Source organism: Phycicoccus jejuensis, from assembly GCF_044797865.1.
GTDB lineage: Bacteria > Actinomycetota > Actinomycetes > Actinomycetales > Dermatophilaceae > Phycicoccus > Phycicoccus jejuensis.
Genome location: NZ_CP085209.1, coordinates 2,740,454 through 2,757,438, shown reverse-complemented (window position 1 = coordinate 2,757,438; position 16,985 = coordinate 2,740,454). Strand labels below are relative to the sequence as shown.

18 protein-coding genes are annotated in these 16,985 nt (G+C 71.4%); 11 read left to right on the top strand and 7 right to left on the bottom strand.

The features are described 5' to 3' along the window. Window positions 1-16: 16 nt before the first annotated feature. The 4 genes from LG324_RS13090 to merA all read right to left on the bottom strand — a co-directional run bounded on the left by LG324_RS13090 (window position 17) and on the right by merA (window position 4,021). On the bottom strand, window positions 17-976 hold the full coding sequence (locus LG324_RS13090; protein WP_404348526.1) for a cytochrome c biogenesis CcdA family protein: 960 nt from the start codon (window positions 974-976) through the stop codon (window positions 17-19). Further along, entirely contained in the window at window positions 976-1,461 is a 486-nt protein-coding gene (locus LG324_RS13085; protein WP_404348523.1) for a TlpA family protein disulfide reductase, read from the bottom strand. The genes LG324_RS13090 and LG324_RS13085 overlap by 1 nt, the downstream gene beginning before the upstream one ends. A 426-nt stretch (window positions 1,462-1,887) precedes the next feature. Further along, window positions 1,888-2,547: an organomercurial lyase MerB gene (gene merB / locus LG324_RS13080; RefSeq protein ID WP_404348520.1), complete on the bottom strand. Its 660-nt coding sequence runs from the start codon at window positions 2,545-2,547 to the stop codon at window positions 1,888-1,890. A 49-nt stretch (window positions 2,548-2,596) separates the two neighbouring features. Further along, window positions 2,597-4,021 carry a mercury(II) reductase gene (gene merA, locus LG324_RS13075; RefSeq protein WP_404348517.1) on the bottom strand — a complete coding sequence of 475 codons (1,425 nt, stop codon included), beginning with the start codon at window positions 4,019-4,021 and terminating at the stop codon, window positions 2,597-2,599. Between the two features lie 102 nt (window positions 4,022-4,123). On the opposite strand from merA, the gene LG324_RS13070 reads away from it, so the two are divergent. After that, entirely contained in the window at window positions 4,124-4,513 is a 390-nt protein-coding gene (locus LG324_RS13070) for a heavy metal-responsive transcriptional regulator (protein WP_404348514.1), read from the top strand. A gap of 330 nt (window positions 4,514-4,843) precedes the next feature. Here the strand turns inward: LG324_RS13070 and LG324_RS13065 are convergent, their stop codons facing one another. Further along, window positions 4,844-5,566, bottom strand: coding sequence for a hypothetical protein (locus LG324_RS13065; protein WP_404348511.1), 723 nt, complete (start codon window positions 5,564-5,566; stop codon window positions 4,844-4,846). Between the two features lie 121 nt (window positions 5,567-5,687). After that, window positions 5,688-7,013: a hypothetical protein gene (locus LG324_RS13060; RefSeq protein WP_404348508.1), complete on the bottom strand. Its 1,326-nt coding sequence runs from the start codon at window positions 7,011-7,013 to the stop codon at window positions 5,688-5,690. Window positions 7,014-7,234: 221 nt separating this feature from the next. Between LG324_RS13060 and LG324_RS13055 the strand changes: the two genes are divergently transcribed. Further along, window positions 7,235-8,179, top strand: coding sequence for a hypothetical protein (locus tag LG324_RS13055; protein ID WP_404348506.1), 945 nt, complete (start codon window positions 7,235-7,237; stop codon window positions 8,177-8,179). Window positions 8,180-8,364: 185 nt separating this feature from the next. Here the strand turns inward: LG324_RS13055 and LG324_RS13050 are convergent, their stop codons facing one another. Further along, entirely contained in the window at window positions 8,365-9,084 is a 720-nt protein-coding gene (locus LG324_RS13050) for a hypothetical protein (protein WP_404348504.1), read from the bottom strand. A 559-nt stretch (window positions 9,085-9,643) separates the two neighbouring features. On the opposite strand from LG324_RS13050, the gene LG324_RS13045 reads away from it, so the two are divergent. From LG324_RS13045 to LG324_RS13005, 9 genes are all read left to right on the top strand, one after another. Continuing rightward, the gene (locus tag LG324_RS13045) at window positions 9,644-10,132 is read left to right on the top strand and encodes a helix-turn-helix domain-containing protein (protein ID WP_404353147.1); all 489 of its coding nucleotides are present in this window, start codon (window positions 9,644-9,646) and stop codon (window positions 10,130-10,132) included. 184 nt (window positions 10,133-10,316) lie between these two features. Continuing rightward, entirely contained in the window at window positions 10,317-10,892 is a 576-nt protein-coding gene (locus LG324_RS13040; RefSeq protein WP_404348501.1) for a hypothetical protein, read from the top strand. Continuing rightward, window positions 10,886-11,836, top strand: a complete 951-nt coding sequence (locus LG324_RS13035; RefSeq protein WP_404348499.1) for a hypothetical protein — start codon at window positions 10,886-10,888, stop codon at window positions 11,834-11,836. The genes LG324_RS13040 and LG324_RS13035 overlap by 7 nt, the downstream gene beginning before the upstream one ends. A gap of 16 nt (window positions 11,837-11,852) precedes the next feature. Then, window positions 11,853-12,548: an SAF domain-containing protein gene (locus LG324_RS13030; RefSeq protein WP_404348497.1), complete on the top strand. Its 696-nt coding sequence runs from the start codon at window positions 11,853-11,855 to the stop codon at window positions 12,546-12,548. 43 nt (window positions 12,549-12,591) lie between these two features. Beyond that, entirely contained in the window at window positions 12,592-13,371 is a 780-nt protein-coding gene (locus tag LG324_RS13025) for a hypothetical protein (protein ID WP_404348494.1), read from the top strand. Next, window positions 13,368-14,975, top strand: a complete 1,608-nt coding sequence (locus LG324_RS13020) for a CpaF family protein (RefSeq protein WP_404348492.1) — start codon at window positions 13,368-13,370, stop codon at window positions 14,973-14,975. The genes LG324_RS13025 and LG324_RS13020 overlap by 4 nt, the downstream gene beginning before the upstream one ends. Next, window positions 14,972-15,835, top strand: coding sequence for a type II secretion system F family protein (locus tag LG324_RS13015; RefSeq protein ID WP_404348489.1), 864 nt, complete (start codon window positions 14,972-14,974; stop codon window positions 15,833-15,835). Before LG324_RS13020 ends, LG324_RS13015 begins: the two co-directional genes overlap by 4 nt. Next, window positions 15,832-16,737, top strand: a complete 906-nt coding sequence (locus LG324_RS13010; protein ID WP_404348487.1) for a hypothetical protein — start codon at window positions 15,832-15,834, stop codon at window positions 16,735-16,737. Before LG324_RS13015 ends, LG324_RS13010 begins: the two co-directional genes overlap by 4 nt. Window positions 16,738-16,780: 43 nt before the next feature. Then, the gene (locus LG324_RS13005) at window positions 16,781-16,984 is read left to right on the top strand and encodes a hypothetical protein (RefSeq protein ID WP_404348484.1); all 204 of its coding nucleotides are present in this window, start codon (window positions 16,781-16,783) and stop codon (window positions 16,982-16,984) included. Window position 16,985: the final 1 nt, after the last annotated feature.

Here is a 16,985-nt window from a genome sequence, read left to right as displayed (position 1 = left end):
GAGGTGGCTGTCGGCCTCACCGCGAACGGCCCTCGCGACGATCCTGGTCGCGCGCGGGTGTCTCCGGTCGTGTGAGCGCGTGGGCGCAGCAGCCCCCGGGATCGGTCACCATCGGATCCGCGGCCTCCCCCGGGTCGGTGATGCGGCTGGTTCGGTGGTGGTGAATGACCACCGCGAGCGCGAGCAGGACGCCTCCCGTCGCGGACAGGGCGATGAGCGTGCCGTGGGCTTGCACCCAGGTGGCGGCGGTGGCGGCGACGCCGGTCAGGCCGGTGCCGCTGGTCGCGCGGTCACCCGTCACTGCGGTCGGGTACCAATACCAGATGAGGTAGGTGCCGGTGACCGCGAGCACGATCGCGGTGAATGTGGGGCCGTACCGGGCCAGGGAGGCCGTGCCCCGGGTGAGGGCGGTGCCGGCGATGGCGGTGGCGATGGCGAGGAGCAGCAGGACGGTGGCTGCCCCGGCGGCATAGACGGCGAAGACCACGATCAGGCCGGTGTAGGTGGCGGTGGCCTGGGCCTGAGCGATGACCGCGAGGAGCACCCCGAAGGTGCACGATAGCGAGGCCCCGGCGAACCCGACGCCGTAGGCGGCCGATTGGCCCACCCCGTGGCCTCGCGCTGCGGGCTTCGCGCCAATGCCGGGCAGACGGAGGCCCAGTGAGCGACCGGTGAGCATCGCCCCCGCGAACAGCAGCAGCACCACTCCTGTGGCCAGCCCGAGCCAGGGCGCCGCTTTGATGACCGCGTGGGCTCCGGCGCTCACGATGAGTCCGACGGCCACCAGGGTGCCGGCGAACCCGATGGTCAGCGCGACTCCGGACGGCAGGGCCCGGGCTAGGCGGCCCGCCAGGGCGGTGTGGTGGGTGGTGTCTCCCAGGGAGAGGGTGATCCAGGCGGGCAGGAGCGCGAACCCGCAGGGGTTGACGGGGGCCACCATGCCGGCGGCGAAGGCAAGCGCAAGCAGCCCGCCCATCAGCCCGTCACCTTGTCCAGCTCGGCACGGATCTTCTCGGCGTTGGGCTCCACGCCCCGGAAGACCACTTTGCCGTCGGGGTCGACGATTACCACGGTGCTCAACTGGGTGACCCCGTAGCGGGCGGTCAACGTGCCGTCGGGGTCACTGGCGTAGGCCAGGGCGGTGGCGTCGTAGTCCTTGAGGAATCCTTCGATGTCCTTGGACGTCTCGTAGGCGGCCACGTCGATGACCCCGAAGTCCGCCGCCTTGGGATCCTGGGCCCGCGCCTGGGCCAGGGCGTTGGCGGTGGGTCCGCAGCCGCCGCACTCGACGGAGAAGAACAGCAGCACGCTCGGACGCTCACCGGGCAGCGTGATGGAGCTGCCGGCGATGGTGCGGGCGGTGAAACCTGCCGTGGAGGCGCCTCCGTTACCTGCCGGGGAGGGGTTGTCCTTGGTCAGGCCTCCACAGGCGGTCAACAAGACGGCGAGCACGCTGATCATGCCCAGCGCAGTGAATCGGCGCCGAAATGGGCGGGCGCGGCGAGCGTTACCGGTGCGATCGGGAATGTCAGTGGGGTGCACTGGTCAGCGGTCCTCTCCTCGGGCGCGGCCCGGCGTGGATTCGTTCCGGGACGGGTGGGGTGCGCAGCAGTCGTCGTCATCGCGCTTGTGCCGTCGTGGGACGGCCAGCACCGCAACGACGACGAGCAGGACGCCTGCCGCAATCACCCACGGGCTGCGAATGAACCCGCCAATCCCAGCGAGTGCTCCGCCGGCGATGAGGAGGGGAAGGGCGCAGCAAGCGACCATGAGCAGCCCGGCTCCAGCGGCCATGAGCAGGCCACCGCCACCTGGTTGGTTGTCGCGGTTTGATGCCATGGGTGTTCCCTCTCTCGTTCTCTCGTCGGCCCTCTCGTCGGCCTTGTGTCAGCAGCAGTGGGGGTCCTCGGACCCGGCCGGGTCGGCCTGGATCCGGCCAAGCAGGCTGGCGGTGAGGGCGACGCCGAGCTGGAAGGCGTCGGCCACGGTGACCACTTCGGCTTCGGGGTGCCCGGCGAGCCAGTCCGCCGCGTCCTGGGGGGAGGTGAAGTAGTGCACCTGGTTGCAGAATGAGGAGCGGATCGAGGTGATCTCGTCGGGGTTGAACAGGGACACCACAGCCGTGGAAGGCTCGACGCTGGTGACACCGCCGGCGGGGTCAACGCCCACCCGGATCGCGTCACCGCCGACCGGCGAGACCGACTCGATGCGGGCGGCGCGTTCGAGCAGGGCGGGGAACATCAGGGTGTCGAGGGCACACCAGGTGTAGAGCTCCTCGCCGGCCACGGTGAACCGGTGCGCGGTGGGGCGCAGGGTGAGGCCTTGGCCGATGATCCGGCCCTGGTCGTCGTACTCGGTGTCCGGCACGGCGGCCAGACCACGGCGCACGTCGTCGACGGTGCGGCCGGATGCGGCGGCGAGTTGCTCGAGGGTGACGGGCTCACCGTCCACGAGCAGCCGCAACAGCGGGACGAGCAGGCCTGCGTCCAGGCCGGTCTCCTCGGGCCGGGTGAGTCGGTCGGTCAGGTCGGTGCTGAGGTTCGACACGTGCGTTGGCTCCGTTCTTGTCGGGGTGAGAGTGCCCTCGGGTGCGGGGTCAGGCGCAGCAGGACAGCTTCGAGACGTCGGCGCTGAAGGCCTTGGCGGCGATCCGGATGCCCTCGGTCATGGTTAGGTAGGGCGCCCACGCCTCGGCGACCTCGGTGATGGTCTTGCCCAGGACGTGGACGCCGGCGGCGGCGAGTTCGCCTGCGTCTCTGGCGACCGCGGTCAGGCCGAGGATCTCGCCGGTCTCGGCGTTGGCGACCAGCTTGATGAACCCGCGGGTGTCGCGGTTGACCAGCGCCCGGGGTACGTAGTCCAGCGGAAGTACCTGGCAGTCGCAGCGGATCCCGGCCTCGAGGACCTGGGCCTCGGTCATCCCGACTGCCCCGATCGCGGGACTGGTGAACGTCACCCTCGGCAGCCGGCTGTATTCGACGGACCGGTCGGCGGCGCCGAATGCGTTCTCGGCGACCATCGTGCCGTGGTGGGCAGCGACGTAGACGAACTCGGGGTGTCCGGTCACATCGCCGGCGGCCCAGATCCGCGGGTTGGAGGACTGCAGTTGGTCGGTGACAACGACTTGGCCGGCCTCGCCGGTCTTCACCTCCACCGCGTCGAGGTTGAGGCCGTCGGTGACCGGACGCCGTCCGAGCGCGACCAGGACCTGGTCGGCGCGGAACTCCTGCACGCCCCCGGACACCTCGGCGGTCACGACGACCTGCCCGGTAGCCCCGTCGCGGGTGACCCGGCTCAGGACGGCGCGGCGGACCACCCGGATGCCCTCGTCAGCGAAGACCTCTTGCAGCGCCTTGGAGACCTCCGGCTCCTCCTTCGAGGCCAGCCGCGATCGCACCAACATGGTCACCTTGGAGCCCAGCCGGGCGAACAGTTGGGCCTGCTCCAGGGCCACGTAGCCGCCGCCGAGCACCAGGAGCGAGTCCGGAACCTCGGTCAGCTCCATCGCCGTGGTCGAGGTCAGGTAGCCGACCTCCGCCAGACCGGCGGTCGGCGGGGCCCAAGCCTGGGCGCCGGTGGCGACCAGGTAGTTCTCGGATTCGATCACCTCGACGCTGCCCTCGGCTGCGGTGACCTGGAGGGCCGGTGCGTCTGGGGTGCCGGTGAAGCTCGCCTCACCTTGGCGGACCTGCCAGCCGTAGGCATCGGCCACGTCGACGTACTTCTCGCTCCGCAGGGCCTCGACCAGACCTTCCTTGCCGCCGATCAGGCCCGGCATGTCGACCGCGGAGGCGGTGGTGGCGATGCCGGGGAACCGGGTGCTCGCGTCAGCGGCCACATGGCGGGCCTCGGCCGCGGCGATCAGCGCCTTGGACGGCACACAGCCGGTGTTCACGCAGGTGCCGCCGAACGTGCCACGCTCGACCATCACCACCGACTTGCCCAGCGTGGTCGCGCGGATGGCGGCGGCGAACGCCGCCCCACCCGACCCGATCACCGCCAGGTCATACCTCGAACCCATGCCAGTACCTCCCCGGTCGGTTGGGAAACTCACTTGATACGGCGATACTGGACCTTCCAGTACAGGGGAAGGTCAAGGGAGACCTGCGACACAGGAGGCGCGATGCGGATCGGGGAGATCGCCGACACGGCCGGCACCACCACCAAAACGCTGCGGTTCTACGAAGACCAAGGGCTGCTCCCGCCGACTGAGCGCACCCCGGCCGGCTACCGCGACTACACGCCCGAGACCGTCGCCCGGATCGATTTCATCCGCCGCGGCCAGGCGGCCGGACTCACGCTCGCCCAGATCCGACGGATCCTCGACATCCGCGATCGAGGACAAGCACCCTGCGACCACGTCCGCGACCTGCTCGACGCACGTCTGACGGAAATCGAGCAACAACTCGCCGGGCTCGCCGCGCTGCGCGACACCATCGCCGAGCTACGCGACCAAGCGGCCCGGCCCGAACCCGAGCTGTGCAACCCCGACCAGGTCTGCCGCTACCTGTAGGCCGGGGGCTGTCAGGTCGCTAGTTGCACAACGCAAGAGCGCCAGCCGGTGCGCACGCTTTCCGGATGGGGCATGGTCCCGCGAAGCGTCCGGTACGGAATCGTGACTATGCAGGCGTGACCGGTGCGGCACGCCGACACTTTCGGAGCGCGAGCTGGAGGCGGTCCGCGTCGACCGTGGCCGGCCACCGATCCCCATTCGGAACGAACACTGGCGTCTATCCGCCGCCAAGGGGGCACACCCATAGGCACGTCTGGGCGCAAGGGGGGGGGCGAGTCGGCGGAGGTCCTCGAGGGGGACAGCAAGACACCCCCCCCGGCTCTTGATCTGTCACTGCGCTACGTGGCTGGTCAGTCTCACCAGTGCGTAGATCGCGGTGGACGTTCCCGTTGGGTAGTTCTCAAGATTGACGTGGCTCACGCGTGCTAGAGCCTCACGGACGAGCTCGGCGGGGGAGTGGTTGGCGAGCTCGGCGTCGAGCTTGCGGTGGCAGTAGGTCTGCCACAGGTCGGCGGGGATGAGGACGGCGAAGGCCAGCCCGACCTCCTCGATGCGGTCCGCGGTGTCGTACATACCGGTGGCGCCGGCCTGCCAGGCGCGTGAGAAGGCCTGGGAGAGAATCGTCCCAACATCCATCAGCGTGTCCAGCGCGCCCGGGGTGGGGCTGGTGAGCGTGTCCCGGGGAAGGGGTGGCTCCTGCGCCCGGCTGGCGGCTGCCGCTAGGCGCACGAGATCGGCGATGACGCCCGACGCTCCGGGAGGAAACGCCTCGATGCCGTAGCTGTGGGTGAGCAGTTCGGCCCCACGGATGAGCCCGAGAGGGGTGGCGTCGGCGGAGATCGGGTCGAGGTCGACCAGCAGCGCCGTGGACGGGTCGGGGTTCAGCGTGTACATCAGGTTGGCGAGGCGGTCGGCGCCGTACGAGATCTCCCCGTCGCAGCGTTGGCTGGCTTCGCGCAGCAGCCGCCCGGCATGGTGCCACGCGGGCAGGGACTCCGGAGTCGGCTGAGGCCAGACCGACTGGGGAGGCTCAGGCGAGTCCGCGGTGCTCATCGTTGCTCCTTGAGTGTTGGCCTTGCGTGTCTCCGGTTCGGATTCCCGCAGACCCGGCCCGGCACCGACAGCGCTGCTTCTGGGGCTGTGGATGACCGGGCGAGGCTGCCCGAGCTGTGGATCATCGGCTCGGTGCCTTGCGCGGTTCGGCACGCATCACGGGGATGGCTCTGCGGTGGCGCTCGCGCCCTGCGTGCGGGGCCCGCGAGGGTGTGCTGATGGTCGGGTCGGGGGAGGGGTGGGTGGTGGGCCGGGCGGTCAGGAAGCTGCCGGCCGAGTCCGCGATGGCGGCCGCTTGAACTAGTGCCTGCGCGGCGCTGCCTGCGGCGATGCGCCGGCGGGCCTTCTCGGCCGCGTCGTAGCCGGGGACAGGCATGGCAGGGTCCGCCACGCCCTGACGGATACTGGCGGCGAGGTCGGCTGCGGTGGTGACGTTGCGGTGGAGCGCCGCGCCCGTCTCGCGCAGGTCGACTCGCGCGGCGATGGTGGCCTGGGCTGCGGTGGCGCCGCCGTCCAGGGTGATCTCGCGGGCAGCGGCCAGGACCTCCTGACCGGCGGCGAGGAGGTGCCGGTCCACCAGTCGCAGGGCTCGTGGACTGGCGGGGAAGGAGGCCTTTAGCGCGGCCCATCCGTCCGTCATCGCAGCGAACGCAGGCGCGGCGCGGGAGGCGTACTGCTGCGGGTCCACCGCACCGAGCGATGCCGAGGCCGCCCCGAGCACCTGCAGCGAGTGGCCCAGCGTGCCCTGCACCCGAGACACGAACAGCACCGCGTCGGGCTCGGGGGAGACGGCCATGCTGCGCAGAGCCGTCACAGCCCACACCGCCAGTGCGTGCTCGAGGCGTCCGGGGTCGACCGGCTCGCGATGCTCACCGTGCAGCAGGCGCGGCCAGCGGGGCGTCAGGTAGGCCTGAACTCGGCTCTCGATGCCGGCCAGGGTCACCGAGGTGGCTCGGCACGCTTGTCTGGCACCCTGTCCGCTGAGGCCCGGCGGCCCGGCGGCCCGGTCGCGGTTGCGGACAAGGGCTGAAACGCTGAGGGCGGTGCCGTGAGTGGCAGCCAGAAGGGTGTGCATCAGGCGCACCCGGGACGCCGCGGCGTCGGCGTCCACCGGCGGCGTCGGCTGCCTCGTGTGGTCCACCCGGCCGCGGAGCAGCGCGCCGGCACGGGCCAGTGCTTCGGTGGCCTCGTCGACCGTCGGGTCCAGCTCGCCGCGGCCGGGCCAACCGAACCGGACGCACCGTTCGGCCAGCGAGGTGCGCCGGTGGAGCACCTCGGTCATCAGCTGCTGGTCCGCCCACGGCGCCGTCGGCAGCAGCTCCCACACCCGAGCGGCTTCCTCGACCAGCCCCACCCAAGATCGCACCCGAGCCTGAGCGTTGTCGCCGTTGGGGTCCCACAGGCACTCTCGGGCAGCGAGGTCCGCGCTGGCCAGCAGCTCACCCACGCTCCGGTGATCCGGCGCCGGGGCGCTCATCGATGCACCTCGCGGACACAGCGATCCGGCAGTTCAGGGCGATGAATCACCGGGGGCCGCGACAGGGCCACCCACGGCGCATCCGCGGGTGCGTGGCCCTGTCTCCTCCTGCGCGTGTCGGCGGTGCGGACAACACTCGGGCCCAGGCCGGGGCGAAGCACGCGCCGACGCAAGCAGTGGAGGTGGCCGCCATGCGCGAGTGGATGTCTGCCCGCACCCCGCGATGGGTCCGCCGGGTCGCGGCCACCTGGGTGCCGCTGACGGTCAGCGTCCTGCTCTGGGTCGTCGCCGGTGGGCTCATCCCGGCGAACTACTGGCTGGCTCTCACCGCGCTGTGGACCCTCCTGGGGCTGGTCCTCGCGTTCGGGGGCCTCGAGCCACTCGGGGCGCGCCTGCTCGGGTGGAGCCGGCCTCTGCGCCTCGACGAGGCCGAGGACCTCGCCCCCGTATTGGCCGCCCTGTGCAGCGTCGGGCTCGGCCCACCGCGAATCACGCTGCGCGTGGTCCCTGGACCAACGTGGCAGACCGAGGCGATGGGCCGGCGCACCATCACCCTGACTACCGGGTTGCTCTTCGCTTACCGCGCCGGCCGGGTCAGCGTTGAGGAGGTGACTGCCCTGCTCGGGGTCTCGGCCGCGCAGGTGCGCGACGGGTGGACCCGCCGCCAGTTCGCGCTCGAGCTGTTCACGCTGCCGTGGTCCCTGGCCTGCTTGCTCGTTCGCATCGTGCTCACCCCGCTGCGTGGCAGGGGCCAAGCGTTGTGGCACATGCGGCATCTGGTCATGACGGTGACCGTCATCCACTCCGTCCAGCAAGGCGACCTCTGGCTGGGCGCGGGCGCCGGCATGTTGCAGGCGCTGACCTCCCTGGTCCCGCGGTGGCATCGGGGCTGGACGCGGTCGATGACCTGGGCGGGGGAGCGGGGTGCGATCAGGGCCGGGTTCGGGCCGGCCCTGATCGCCTACCGGCGGCGCTGGACTGCGACCCCCGAGCGGCTGGCTCACCTGCGGCGACTCACGCGGGCGCACAGCGAGTTCCTCGCCGACTGCGAGAGCGCTGCGGCCCCTTCGCGCCCCGCCCCGACAGCACGCGCGACGGTTCCCGGGCGCGCCGCGCTGCGCCTGGTCCGTGGCTGACCCGGGGACTAGCACGCCGGCCCGCACGCACGCCCCTCGGCGTCGTGCCCGGCCGCGACCGCGGCGGCCCGCTCCCGGGCCGACCGGGCCTGTCAGGCGCAGCGCGAGGGCGTGGCGTACCAGAACGCAAACAACGTCGCTCTTCCCCTGGGCGTTCGGCGGGGGAGTGGATTCGGCCGCCGTGGTCATCTGGCCACCCTCAGCGCCGGCCGCGTCGTCGCCCCGGCGGAGCGGTCGTGTCGCACCCGCTGGATCGTGCGCGTGGACGCGCCGACCCGGGTGGCGATCTCGGTGTCGTTGAAGCCGGCGCCGGCGAGAGCCTCGACTACCCGCTTGCGTTCGGGCCGAGCCAGGGCGGGGCTGGGTGCCTCCCCGGTGAGCGCGCGGCGGACCGCCACCAGGTCCATCACCTGCGCGTCGCTCTTGTCGTGCCCGACTCCGCACGGCTGGGCGTGCGGGTCGTCGATGGCGTCCTCGTCCCACGCCAGCGGCGGGGCGTACCCCCGGGCGCGCGCTGCCTTGAGGGTCCTGGCCGACGGTCCCGGGGTCATGCTCAACCGGTCGTACACGGCGGCGATCGCCCGCCACCGCTGGGCGGTGATGAGGTTTCGGTCGGTCGCGGCGAGCAGCTGCGCCGTGTTGGGGACGCCGGCGGCGGCCAGGGCCGGATGCGGCCATCCGAGTGCGAGGAGCGCCTCGACTCGGCGGACCGCGCCGATGCGGGGAAGGTGCCCGGTGGTCTGCGAGGCGTACACCCGCGCCAACGTCACCTCCGCGACTGCCTTGGCGGTCCGCGTCTGCACCCAGGTCCGTTCACCGGCGAGGATCAGCCCGAGGCCGGTGTCACTGACCCCGCAGACCCGGGCCAGGGTACGTACCGGCATCCCGGCCTCGACCAGACGCACCAGGCGGCGGCGGGTGCGCGAGGCGTCGACGTAGCGGGTGCGCCCCGCCTCGCGGTCACGGGCGTACCCGACTTCCCAGACGCGACGTGAGTGGGGCCTGGCGGGTCGCCGCTGGCCGCCCCGGTCGGCAGATCCTCCGCCAGGTGGTGAGGAAGTGGGCCGCCAGGCCCGATCCGTCGCCGGAGCCTCCTCGCCGTCAAGATGTGTCCAGAACCGGTTCGACGTCGCAGAGCCCGCCTCGCACATCCCCGGTACGCCCGTCGGCCCTCGACCCATGGCGCTGCCCCTTCCATCCAGAGGGGTACCCCTTCACCGCACCTAGACCGATTTCGGGGCTGCTGAGGAGTCACTTCGAGCAAGAAGCTCGGAAGAAGCTTCTCTGGAGCTGTCGGACACGCGGTCAGGGCGAGGCCCCCGGCGGGCCGTACCTGGTGCGAGGTGCGCCAACGCCGAGCCGCTCAAGCCATCGCTGGTTGCGACCCGCTCCAACCCGCGCTGAAGGAGTCCGGTCTATGCGTTCGAGCGCCGCGCGGTGGGACGCTGCCACGGCGCCAGCCGAATGCGATCGGATCTCGCGTTCCGGATCTGGCGGGAGCTCTACAGTGTGGGCATCATGCCGAGTGAACAAGTTCTCAGCGGCGAGAAGCTGCGCGCGGCCAGGGAGGCCGCCGGCTTGACTCAGGCACAGCTCGCGGTCGCGGTCGGCTTGGCTGGGGGAGAGCGAATTTCGGAATGGGAACGTGGCGCATCGTCGCCACGTACACCGGAGTTGCTGCACCGCGTCGCACGCGCATGTCACGTCCGCCCGAGCGCACTCCTACGGGACGATCCGTCACCGCAGGTTGACCTGCGCTGGTTGCGGTTCTCGGCCGGGGTGACCTTGGATGAGGTGGCAGAGGCCGCGGACACACCGCCGCCGACGGTGCGGCGGTGGGAGAGACACGGGCTGCCGGCGAGTCTGTCGCCGCAAGTGGCCCAGAGCTTGGCCGAGGTACTCGGCGTCGAGCCGGAAGCGCTGCGTCCCGCACAAGTCGCGGCCGAGCAGTAGGTGCGTCACACTGCGTGTAGAGCACAACCGGGGCGCAGGTCTCGGTTGCGCCAGTGAGGGGAGGCGGGCGAGGGGTATCGCACGAGTGGCAGCAGGGAGGCATCTGCACATCCGATGGATGATCTCTTGCCACTAGTGTGAAAAGATTGCTACGGTAGCGGGGAACACACCGGAGGGGATCAACGTGGCGGGTGTCTCGTTGGGGGTCAGGAAGGCCGCTCTCGCCCTCATTGCGGCGGGGCTGCTGTTGTCGGCGTGCACCGACACTGCCGGCACCGACCAGACGCCGCCGCCCTCGACGCAGGGCTCGAGCGCCACGCCGTCCTCGGCGAGTCCGACGCCGTCCGAGAGCGCGTCGACGTTGGACAAGGACGCTCAGGCGGCTGCCGACGCGGTGGAGAACTGGGTGGCCGTCGTCGACCGGTTCGGCGCTAACCGGGACCTGGACCTCAGCAAGCTGTACCAGTACGCCCGCGATGATGCCCTCAACCAGACCTACAGCGACCTGACGGCGTACCGGGAGAAGGGTTGGACCCAGACCGGCAAGTTCAGCCTCGAGGTCCTCTCCTCCAGCAAGAACAAGTCCGGCGACTGGGTCGTAATGGTCTGCCAGGACGGCTCTCAGGTGGACGTTGTCGACAAGAGCGGCAAGTCCGTGCGCAACCCCGATGCGGCCGAACGTGTGAAGTTCCGCTACACCGTGCAGAAGGACGGGAGCACCCTCTACGTCACTGGCCGCAAGGCGATCGAGACATGCTGACCCGACGAGTGCTGGCGCCCCTGGTTGCCTTGCTACTCACCCTCGCCGGAATCGCCAGCGCCGCGGCAGCACCCCCAGGCGGAGTGACCTGCCCGCCCGGTGAGCACCTCGATCCGGCCACCGGTACTTGTCGCCTTGCGATTTCCGTTCCCCCGCCGGCCGGCGGAGGCAACGAGGGTGGCGTTGGGGGAGGGGGCACTCCGGGCGGTGGCGGGAGCTCGGATCCCGCCAAGTGCACCTACACCTGGGGTGGCAAGAAGAAGGAAGTGCCCTGTTCGAATGACACCGGCTGGTGGTCGCAGTCGCAGCAGGCGTACTGCAGGGCAGCTTCCCCCCAGCCGCCGGCGGACGACCCGGCCTGGGAGGGGCACACCGACGGCCAGGTCTACGAGTGCACACGACCGATCAACATCGGTGCGATCGCGGCCGCGGTGTTCTACGTGTGGTTGGCGCAGCCTCCGGCGGGGGCGCCGCCGGATCCGCGGGCCTTGGCGCGCACCGCGCTGGCGCGGATGAACCTCAGGGCCGGTGCCATCGGGATCGTCCCGGAGTCGGCGCCCGGGAGGGTCGGGCTGGTGGGGATGCCGACCTGGATGTGGGTCGCAGACCCCGGCGCGTCGACGACCGGCCCGATCACCCGCTCAGTCAGTGCCGGCGGCTACACGGTCACGGCGACGGGCTGGCTGCAGAAAATCGTGTGGGACATGGGTGACGGGCAGAGCGTGACCTGCAGCGGGGCGGGCACGCAGTACCAGGACCGGTACGGCAAGCAGTCATCCCCGACGTGCGGGTACACATACACCCGCCAAGGCCGCTACACGGTCACGGCGAGCTCCTACTGGAGCGTGGACTGGTCTGGAATCGGGCAGAGCGGGAGCATCCCGGTCACCCTCTCGCGCACCGCCCAGATCGCCGTCGGCGAAGTGCAGGTGCTGGTCAAGTGAGGACGAGGAGCTGGCGATGACGACGACTCTGCGACGCGAGTCGCCACGGCGGGACACCATCGTCCCGGCCGACCAGTCGGAGGGAACAGTGGTCCCGGCGCCGCCGAAGGCACGCCGCCGGTGGGGGCTGCTCGGGGCGATGGCGACGCTGGTGTGCCTCGGCGTCCTGGGCAACGTGTGGCTGCTCTCAATCTCGACGAGCTCGACGGCGGTGGTCGCAGCCCGCAACGCGATCGAGCGCGGTCAGGTCATCACCCAGGAGGACTTGATGACCGTGCAGATCGGTGGAGACCCCGGTCTGCGCACCGTCCCGACCGCGCAGCTGGAGTCGATGGTCGGCCAGCGGGCCGCAGTGGACGTTGCGGCCGGCTCCCTGCTGACCCCGGCATCGACCACCGCGGAGAACCTGCCCGGCAGCGGCTACTCGTTGGTGGGGGTGCCGGTCCCGCCCGGGATGACCCCGGGCACGCCGCTGCTGGCCGGGGACAAGGTGCGGGTCGTGGCGACCCCAGCCCAGGTGGACGACCTCGCCGCAACCACCGCGGTGTCGGTCCAGGGTGTGGTGGTGTCCGCTCAGACCGGGGAGGACGTCACCGGGCAGGGCGCGCCCACCGTGGTGACCGTTCAGGTCCCCTCCGGTGACGCCGAGAAGCTCGCGGAGATGGCCGGCACCGGGCAGGTCGCCGTAGTCCTGGACTCCAGGGACCGCTGAGATGTCGTTGATCGTGCTCGCTTCGGCGTCCGGGTCGCCGGGGGTGAGCACCACCGCACTCGGCCTGGCGCTGGGCTGGCCCCGGCCCGTGCTGCTGGTCGAGGCCGACCCGACCGGTGCGTCCGCGGTCGCTTCGGGGTACCTGCGGGGGCAGGTCGAGCCGCCGAACGCCATGACCGACCTGGTGAACGCCCACTTCGACGACCGGCTGCGCGAGACGCTGGCTCAGGTCTCGATCGACCTCCCGCAGAGTCAGGCGCGGGTGGTGCCGGGGGCCAAGTCTCACGACCAGGCCCGCAGCCTGCTGGCGCTGTGGGACCCGCTGCTCGCGGTGCTGCGGTCGCTGGAGGAGACCGGGCAGGACGTGATCGTGGATGCCGGTCGGCTTGGGTTGTACGGATGGCCGGAGCCGCTGGTGTATGGGGCGGACCTGATGCTGCTGGTCACCCGCACCGAGCTGCCGACGCTGGCGGCTGCGGTGTCCTGGGGGAACACCCTCCGGGAGAAGTTCGAGCAGGCCGGGGCGGCAGCGTCGCTGGGGCTGCTGCTGGTCGGGGAGAAGGAGCCGTACACCGCCCGCGAGATCACCAGGGTGCTCCAGCTTCCGACCGTTGCGAAGGTGATGTGGGACCCGGTCTCCGCGGCGGTGATCTCCGAGGGCCAGGACGTGCCCAAGGCAACCCTGCGGGAGCGGGCCACCGGCTGCGGCCACTGGGCGGACAGGCCACTGAACCGGTCGCTGCGGTCCACCCGAAGCGCGATCACCGGGGCGATCCGGGCGAACGAGGAACGGCTGGCAGCGACCGCGGGGGGTCCGGCATGAACATCGAAAAGCCCGAACCGTCCCACGCCGACCCCACCGACATCCCGTTCTTCCGGTCGGCCCCTGAGCGTCGAGGCCGCGTGCGGGGCACGTTCTCGATGTCTCCCGGCTCGAGCGACCAACCACCGGTCGACCTCGACGCGGTGCGCCGCCGGCACGCTCCGCCGACACCGCCGCCCGTGGAGGTCGTCGACCACCTGGGGGAGCAGGCCGGAGTCGAATGGGGCCTGGTCGCGGCGTTCCGCACGTTGGTTGCCAACCGCCTCGCGCAAGCCCTCGGCGGCGACTGGCACAGCCGCTCCGTCCCGACCGACGGAGAGCCAGCGGCCGTGGCCCGCGCCGCGATGACCCGCCAGGAGCAGGAGGCCTTCGGACGAACCGCGATCCACGAGCTGGTGCGCGACCACACCGCGGACGCGGTCGCCACCGGGGCAGAGGCGTGGACCCCGCGTCAGCAGGCGCTGATGGAGCAAGCCACCTTCAACGCGGTCTTCCGGTTGGGCCGCCTCCAGCCGCTGGTCGACGACGACCGAGTGGAGAACATCTTCATCCTGGGCCACCACCAGGTCCTCCTCGAGCTCACCGACGGCTCGCGGATCACCGGGCCGCCGGTGGCGGACAGCGACGAGGAGCTGCTGGACTTCCTGCGCTTCCTGGCCAACCGCTCGGAGTCGAACCCCAGGCCGTTCTCCGAGAGCACCCCGCGGCTGCACCTCAAGCTCGACGGTGGTGCCCGGCTGGCGGCGACCGCGTGGGTGACCTCCAAACCCACCGTCGTCATCCGCCGGCACCGGCTGCGGGTGGACAGCCTCGAGGGGTGGGTGGACCGCGGGTGCCTCTCCCCGGCGGCGGCGAACCTGCTCGGCGCGGCGGTGCGGGCCGCGTGGAGCGTCGCGGTCTCGGGGCCCATGTCGGCCGGCAAGACCACCTTGATGCGGGCGCTGTGCTCGGAGATCCCCCGGGACGAGGCGATCGGCACCTTCGAGACCGAGTACGAGCTGTTCCTCGAGGAGTCGGGCAGACACGAGATCGTCATCGACTGGGAGTCCCGCCCCGGTGTCGGCGAGGTCGACGCCAGCGGCCGCGCCGCCGGAGCGTTCGAGCTCTCTGACGCTCTCAGCGACAGCTTCCGGTTCGCCCTCTCCCGCCAGATCGTCGGCGAGATCCGCGGACCGGAGGTGTGGACGATGATCAAGGCGATGGAGTCCGGCACCGGCTCGCTGTCCACAACCCACGCCGCGAACGCCGAGGCCTGCATCCGCAAACTCGTCACCTGCGCGATGGAGGCCGGCTCCCACGTCAGCCGTGACCTGGCCGTGGAGAAGCTGGCCGGCTGCCTGAACCTCGTCGTGCAGCTTCACCGGCGCATCGACCACCAGCCCGACGGCACCCAGATCCTGCGCCGATGGGTCAGCGAGATCGCCGTGGTCGAGCCGGGGGAGCGAGAGAAGGGGTACGCCCTGACCTACATCTTCGGCCCCTCCCACGACGGGCCGGCCCAGGCCACCGGCATCCTGCCCGAGCAGGCGAAGGCCCTTGCGGCGTTCGGGTTCGACCCCGACCTGTACCAGGCGGAGGCCGACGGACGGGGGTGGCGGCCGTGACCCCGCTGCTCGCCGGGCTGTGCGGTGCCCTGATCGTCACCGGCCTGACCGGCGCCATGTGGGCGCTGCGGGCCCGGCCGGAGACACCGGTCGAGCCGCGGCCGCCGTCGGCGCTGGCGCGCCGCCTCACCGGCCTGTCCCGGCGGCAACGGATCGACCTGGCCGCCTCGATCCTCATCGGGGGGCTGGCCGCGGCAGTAACAGGGTGGCTCGTCCTCGTGCTGGCCATCCCCGCCGCGTGGCTCGGCCTGCCCTACCTGCTCTCCGCGCCACCGACCGCGCAGCGGATCCGGCGGGTCGAGGCGATGGAGGAGTGGACCCGCGCCCTGGCCGGGGTCCTGGGCGCCGGGATCGGGATGGAGCAGGCGCTGACCGCGACACTGCGCTCCGTGCCCGACCCGATCCGCCCCGAGGTCACCCAACTCGTCGCACGGCTGCGGGCGCGCTGGGACACCGAGACCGCGCTGCGGGCGTTCGCCGACGACCTCGACGACGTGACCGGCGACCTGGTCGCCGCCAACCTCATCCTCGCCGCCCGCCGACGCAACAGGTCCCTGGCCAGCGCACTGCACGGTGTCGCCGAGTCGGTCTCCGAGGACGTCGCCGCCCGCCGCCGGGTCGAGGCCGGCCGAGCCAAGCCCCGCGGCACAGCCCGGATGGTCTCGGCGTTCTCACTCGGCGTGCTCGTCGTGCTCGCGTTCACCGGCGACTACGTCGCCCCGTATGGCACCGGTCTCGGTCAGGTCATCCTCGTGGTGCTGCTGGTCGCCTACGCCGGCGGGCTGCTGTGGATGCGGAAGATGGCCGAAGGCAAGGACCTCCCACGGTTCCTCGGTCCCGAAGCGAGGGCGGCGCGATGACCGGGGTGCAGCTGGCGATCATCCTCGGCGCCGTCGTCGGCATCGGCCTGGCGGGGCTCGTCTACTACCTGGTCCCCGCCCAGCCGGACCTGGGCGACGTGGTCGACCGGCTCGCCCCGCCCGCCCGACGCCGACCCGGCGCCGTCGCCCCGACCGTCGCCCCCGGCATGGAGGAGCGGATGGGCATGTGGGCCGAGCGGACCCTGCCGGCCCGCCTGCTCGGGATACCACCGGCCCGCGACCTCGCGGTCATGCGGCAGACCCCCGCCCAGTTCTACGGGCGCAAGGTCCTCTACGCCCTGCTCGGGCTGGCTGTGCCGCCCCTCTTGGGCACGTTCTTCACCCTCATCGGCATCCACGTCCCGCTCGTCATCCCGTTCGGGGCATCGCTGGTCCTGGCCGCGGTGCTGTTCGTGATGCCCTCACGCGACCTCGCCGCCCAGGCCAAGGAGGCCCGCAGCAACTTCGCCCGCGCCCTGAGCGCCTACATCGAGCTGTGCGCCCTGGAACGCAACTCCGGCGCCGGCGCATCGGTGGCGTTGGCGACCGCGGCCGAGGTCGGCGACTCGTGGATGTTCGCCAAGATCGGCGAGGAGATCGCCCGATCCCGCTACAACGGGCAGCCGCCGTGGGACGCCCTGAACGCCCTCGCCGATGACCTGGCGCTGCCCGAGCTGGCCGACGTCGCCGACATCATGCGCCTGGCCAGCGACGAGAGCAGCGAGGTCTACCGCCAGCTGCGGGCCCGCAGCGCCTCCGCCCGATCCGCGCTGCTCAGCGAGGAACTCGCCCGGGCCAGCCTGGTCGAGGAGCGGATGTACTTCCCCGCCTCCATCCTCGGCCTGGTCTTCCTCGCCCTGCTCATGGCGCCACCTCTGCTGCGCCTGCTGGACGCCTCATGAATCCCACCCGACTCCACCGCACCACCACGAGAAAGGCACGCCGATGCACTACCTGATCGCCACCCTGCACACCGTCGGCATCAAGGCCGGCGACGTCGTGACCTCCCGCCGCGAACGGCTGCGCGACGAGGACGGTGCCAGCACCATCGAGGTCGTGTTCTGGGTCGTCGCCCTGCTCGTCCTCGCCGGGTTGGTCTACGCCGCCATCTCCGCGTACGTCACCAACAAGGTCGGCCAGATCCGCTAGC

What these genes read in the sequence shown, in the direction of transcription:
- LG324_RS13090 (WP_404348526.1), bottom strand. Translation starts at nt 976, where the DNA reads ATGGGCGGGCTGCTTGCGCTTGCCTTCGCCGCCGGCATGGTGGCCCCC.
- LG324_RS13085 (WP_404348523.1), bottom strand. Translation starts at nt 1,461, where the DNA reads ATGATCAGCGTGCTCGCCGTCTTGTTGACCGCCTGTGGAGGCCTGACC.
- merA (WP_404348517.1), bottom strand. Translation starts at nt 4,021, where the DNA reads ATGGGTTCGAGGTATGACCTGGCGGTGATCGGGTCGGGTGGGGCGGCG.
- LG324_RS13070 (WP_404348514.1), top strand. Translation starts at nt 4,124, where the DNA reads ATGCGGATCGGGGAGATCGCCGACACGGCCGGCACCACCACCAAAACG.
- LG324_RS13065 (WP_404348511.1), bottom strand. Translation starts at nt 5,566, where the DNA reads ATGAGCACCGCGGACTCGCCTGAGCCTCCCCAGTCGGTCTGGCCTCAG.
- LG324_RS13055 (WP_404348506.1), top strand. Translation starts at nt 7,235, where the DNA reads ATGCGCGAGTGGATGTCTGCCCGCACCCCGCGATGGGTCCGCCGGGTC.
- LG324_RS13045 (WP_404353147.1), top strand. Translation starts at nt 9,644, where the DNA reads ATGCGATCGGATCTCGCGTTCCGGATCTGGCGGGAGCTCTACAGTGTG.
- LG324_RS13035 (WP_404348499.1), top strand. Translation starts at nt 10,886, where the DNA reads ATGCTGACCCGACGAGTGCTGGCGCCCCTGGTTGCCTTGCTACTCACC.
- LG324_RS13030 (WP_404348497.1), top strand. Translation starts at nt 11,853, where the DNA reads ATGACGACGACTCTGCGACGCGAGTCGCCACGGCGGGACACCATCGTC.
- LG324_RS13020 (WP_404348492.1), top strand. Translation starts at nt 13,368, where the DNA reads ATGAACATCGAAAAGCCCGAACCGTCCCACGCCGACCCCACCGACATC.
- LG324_RS13010 (WP_404348487.1), top strand. Translation starts at nt 15,832, where the DNA reads ATGACCGGGGTGCAGCTGGCGATCATCCTCGGCGCCGTCGTCGGCATC.
- LG324_RS13005 (WP_404348484.1), top strand. Translation starts at nt 16,781, where the DNA reads ATGCACTACCTGATCGCCACCCTGCACACCGTCGGCATCAAGGCCGGC.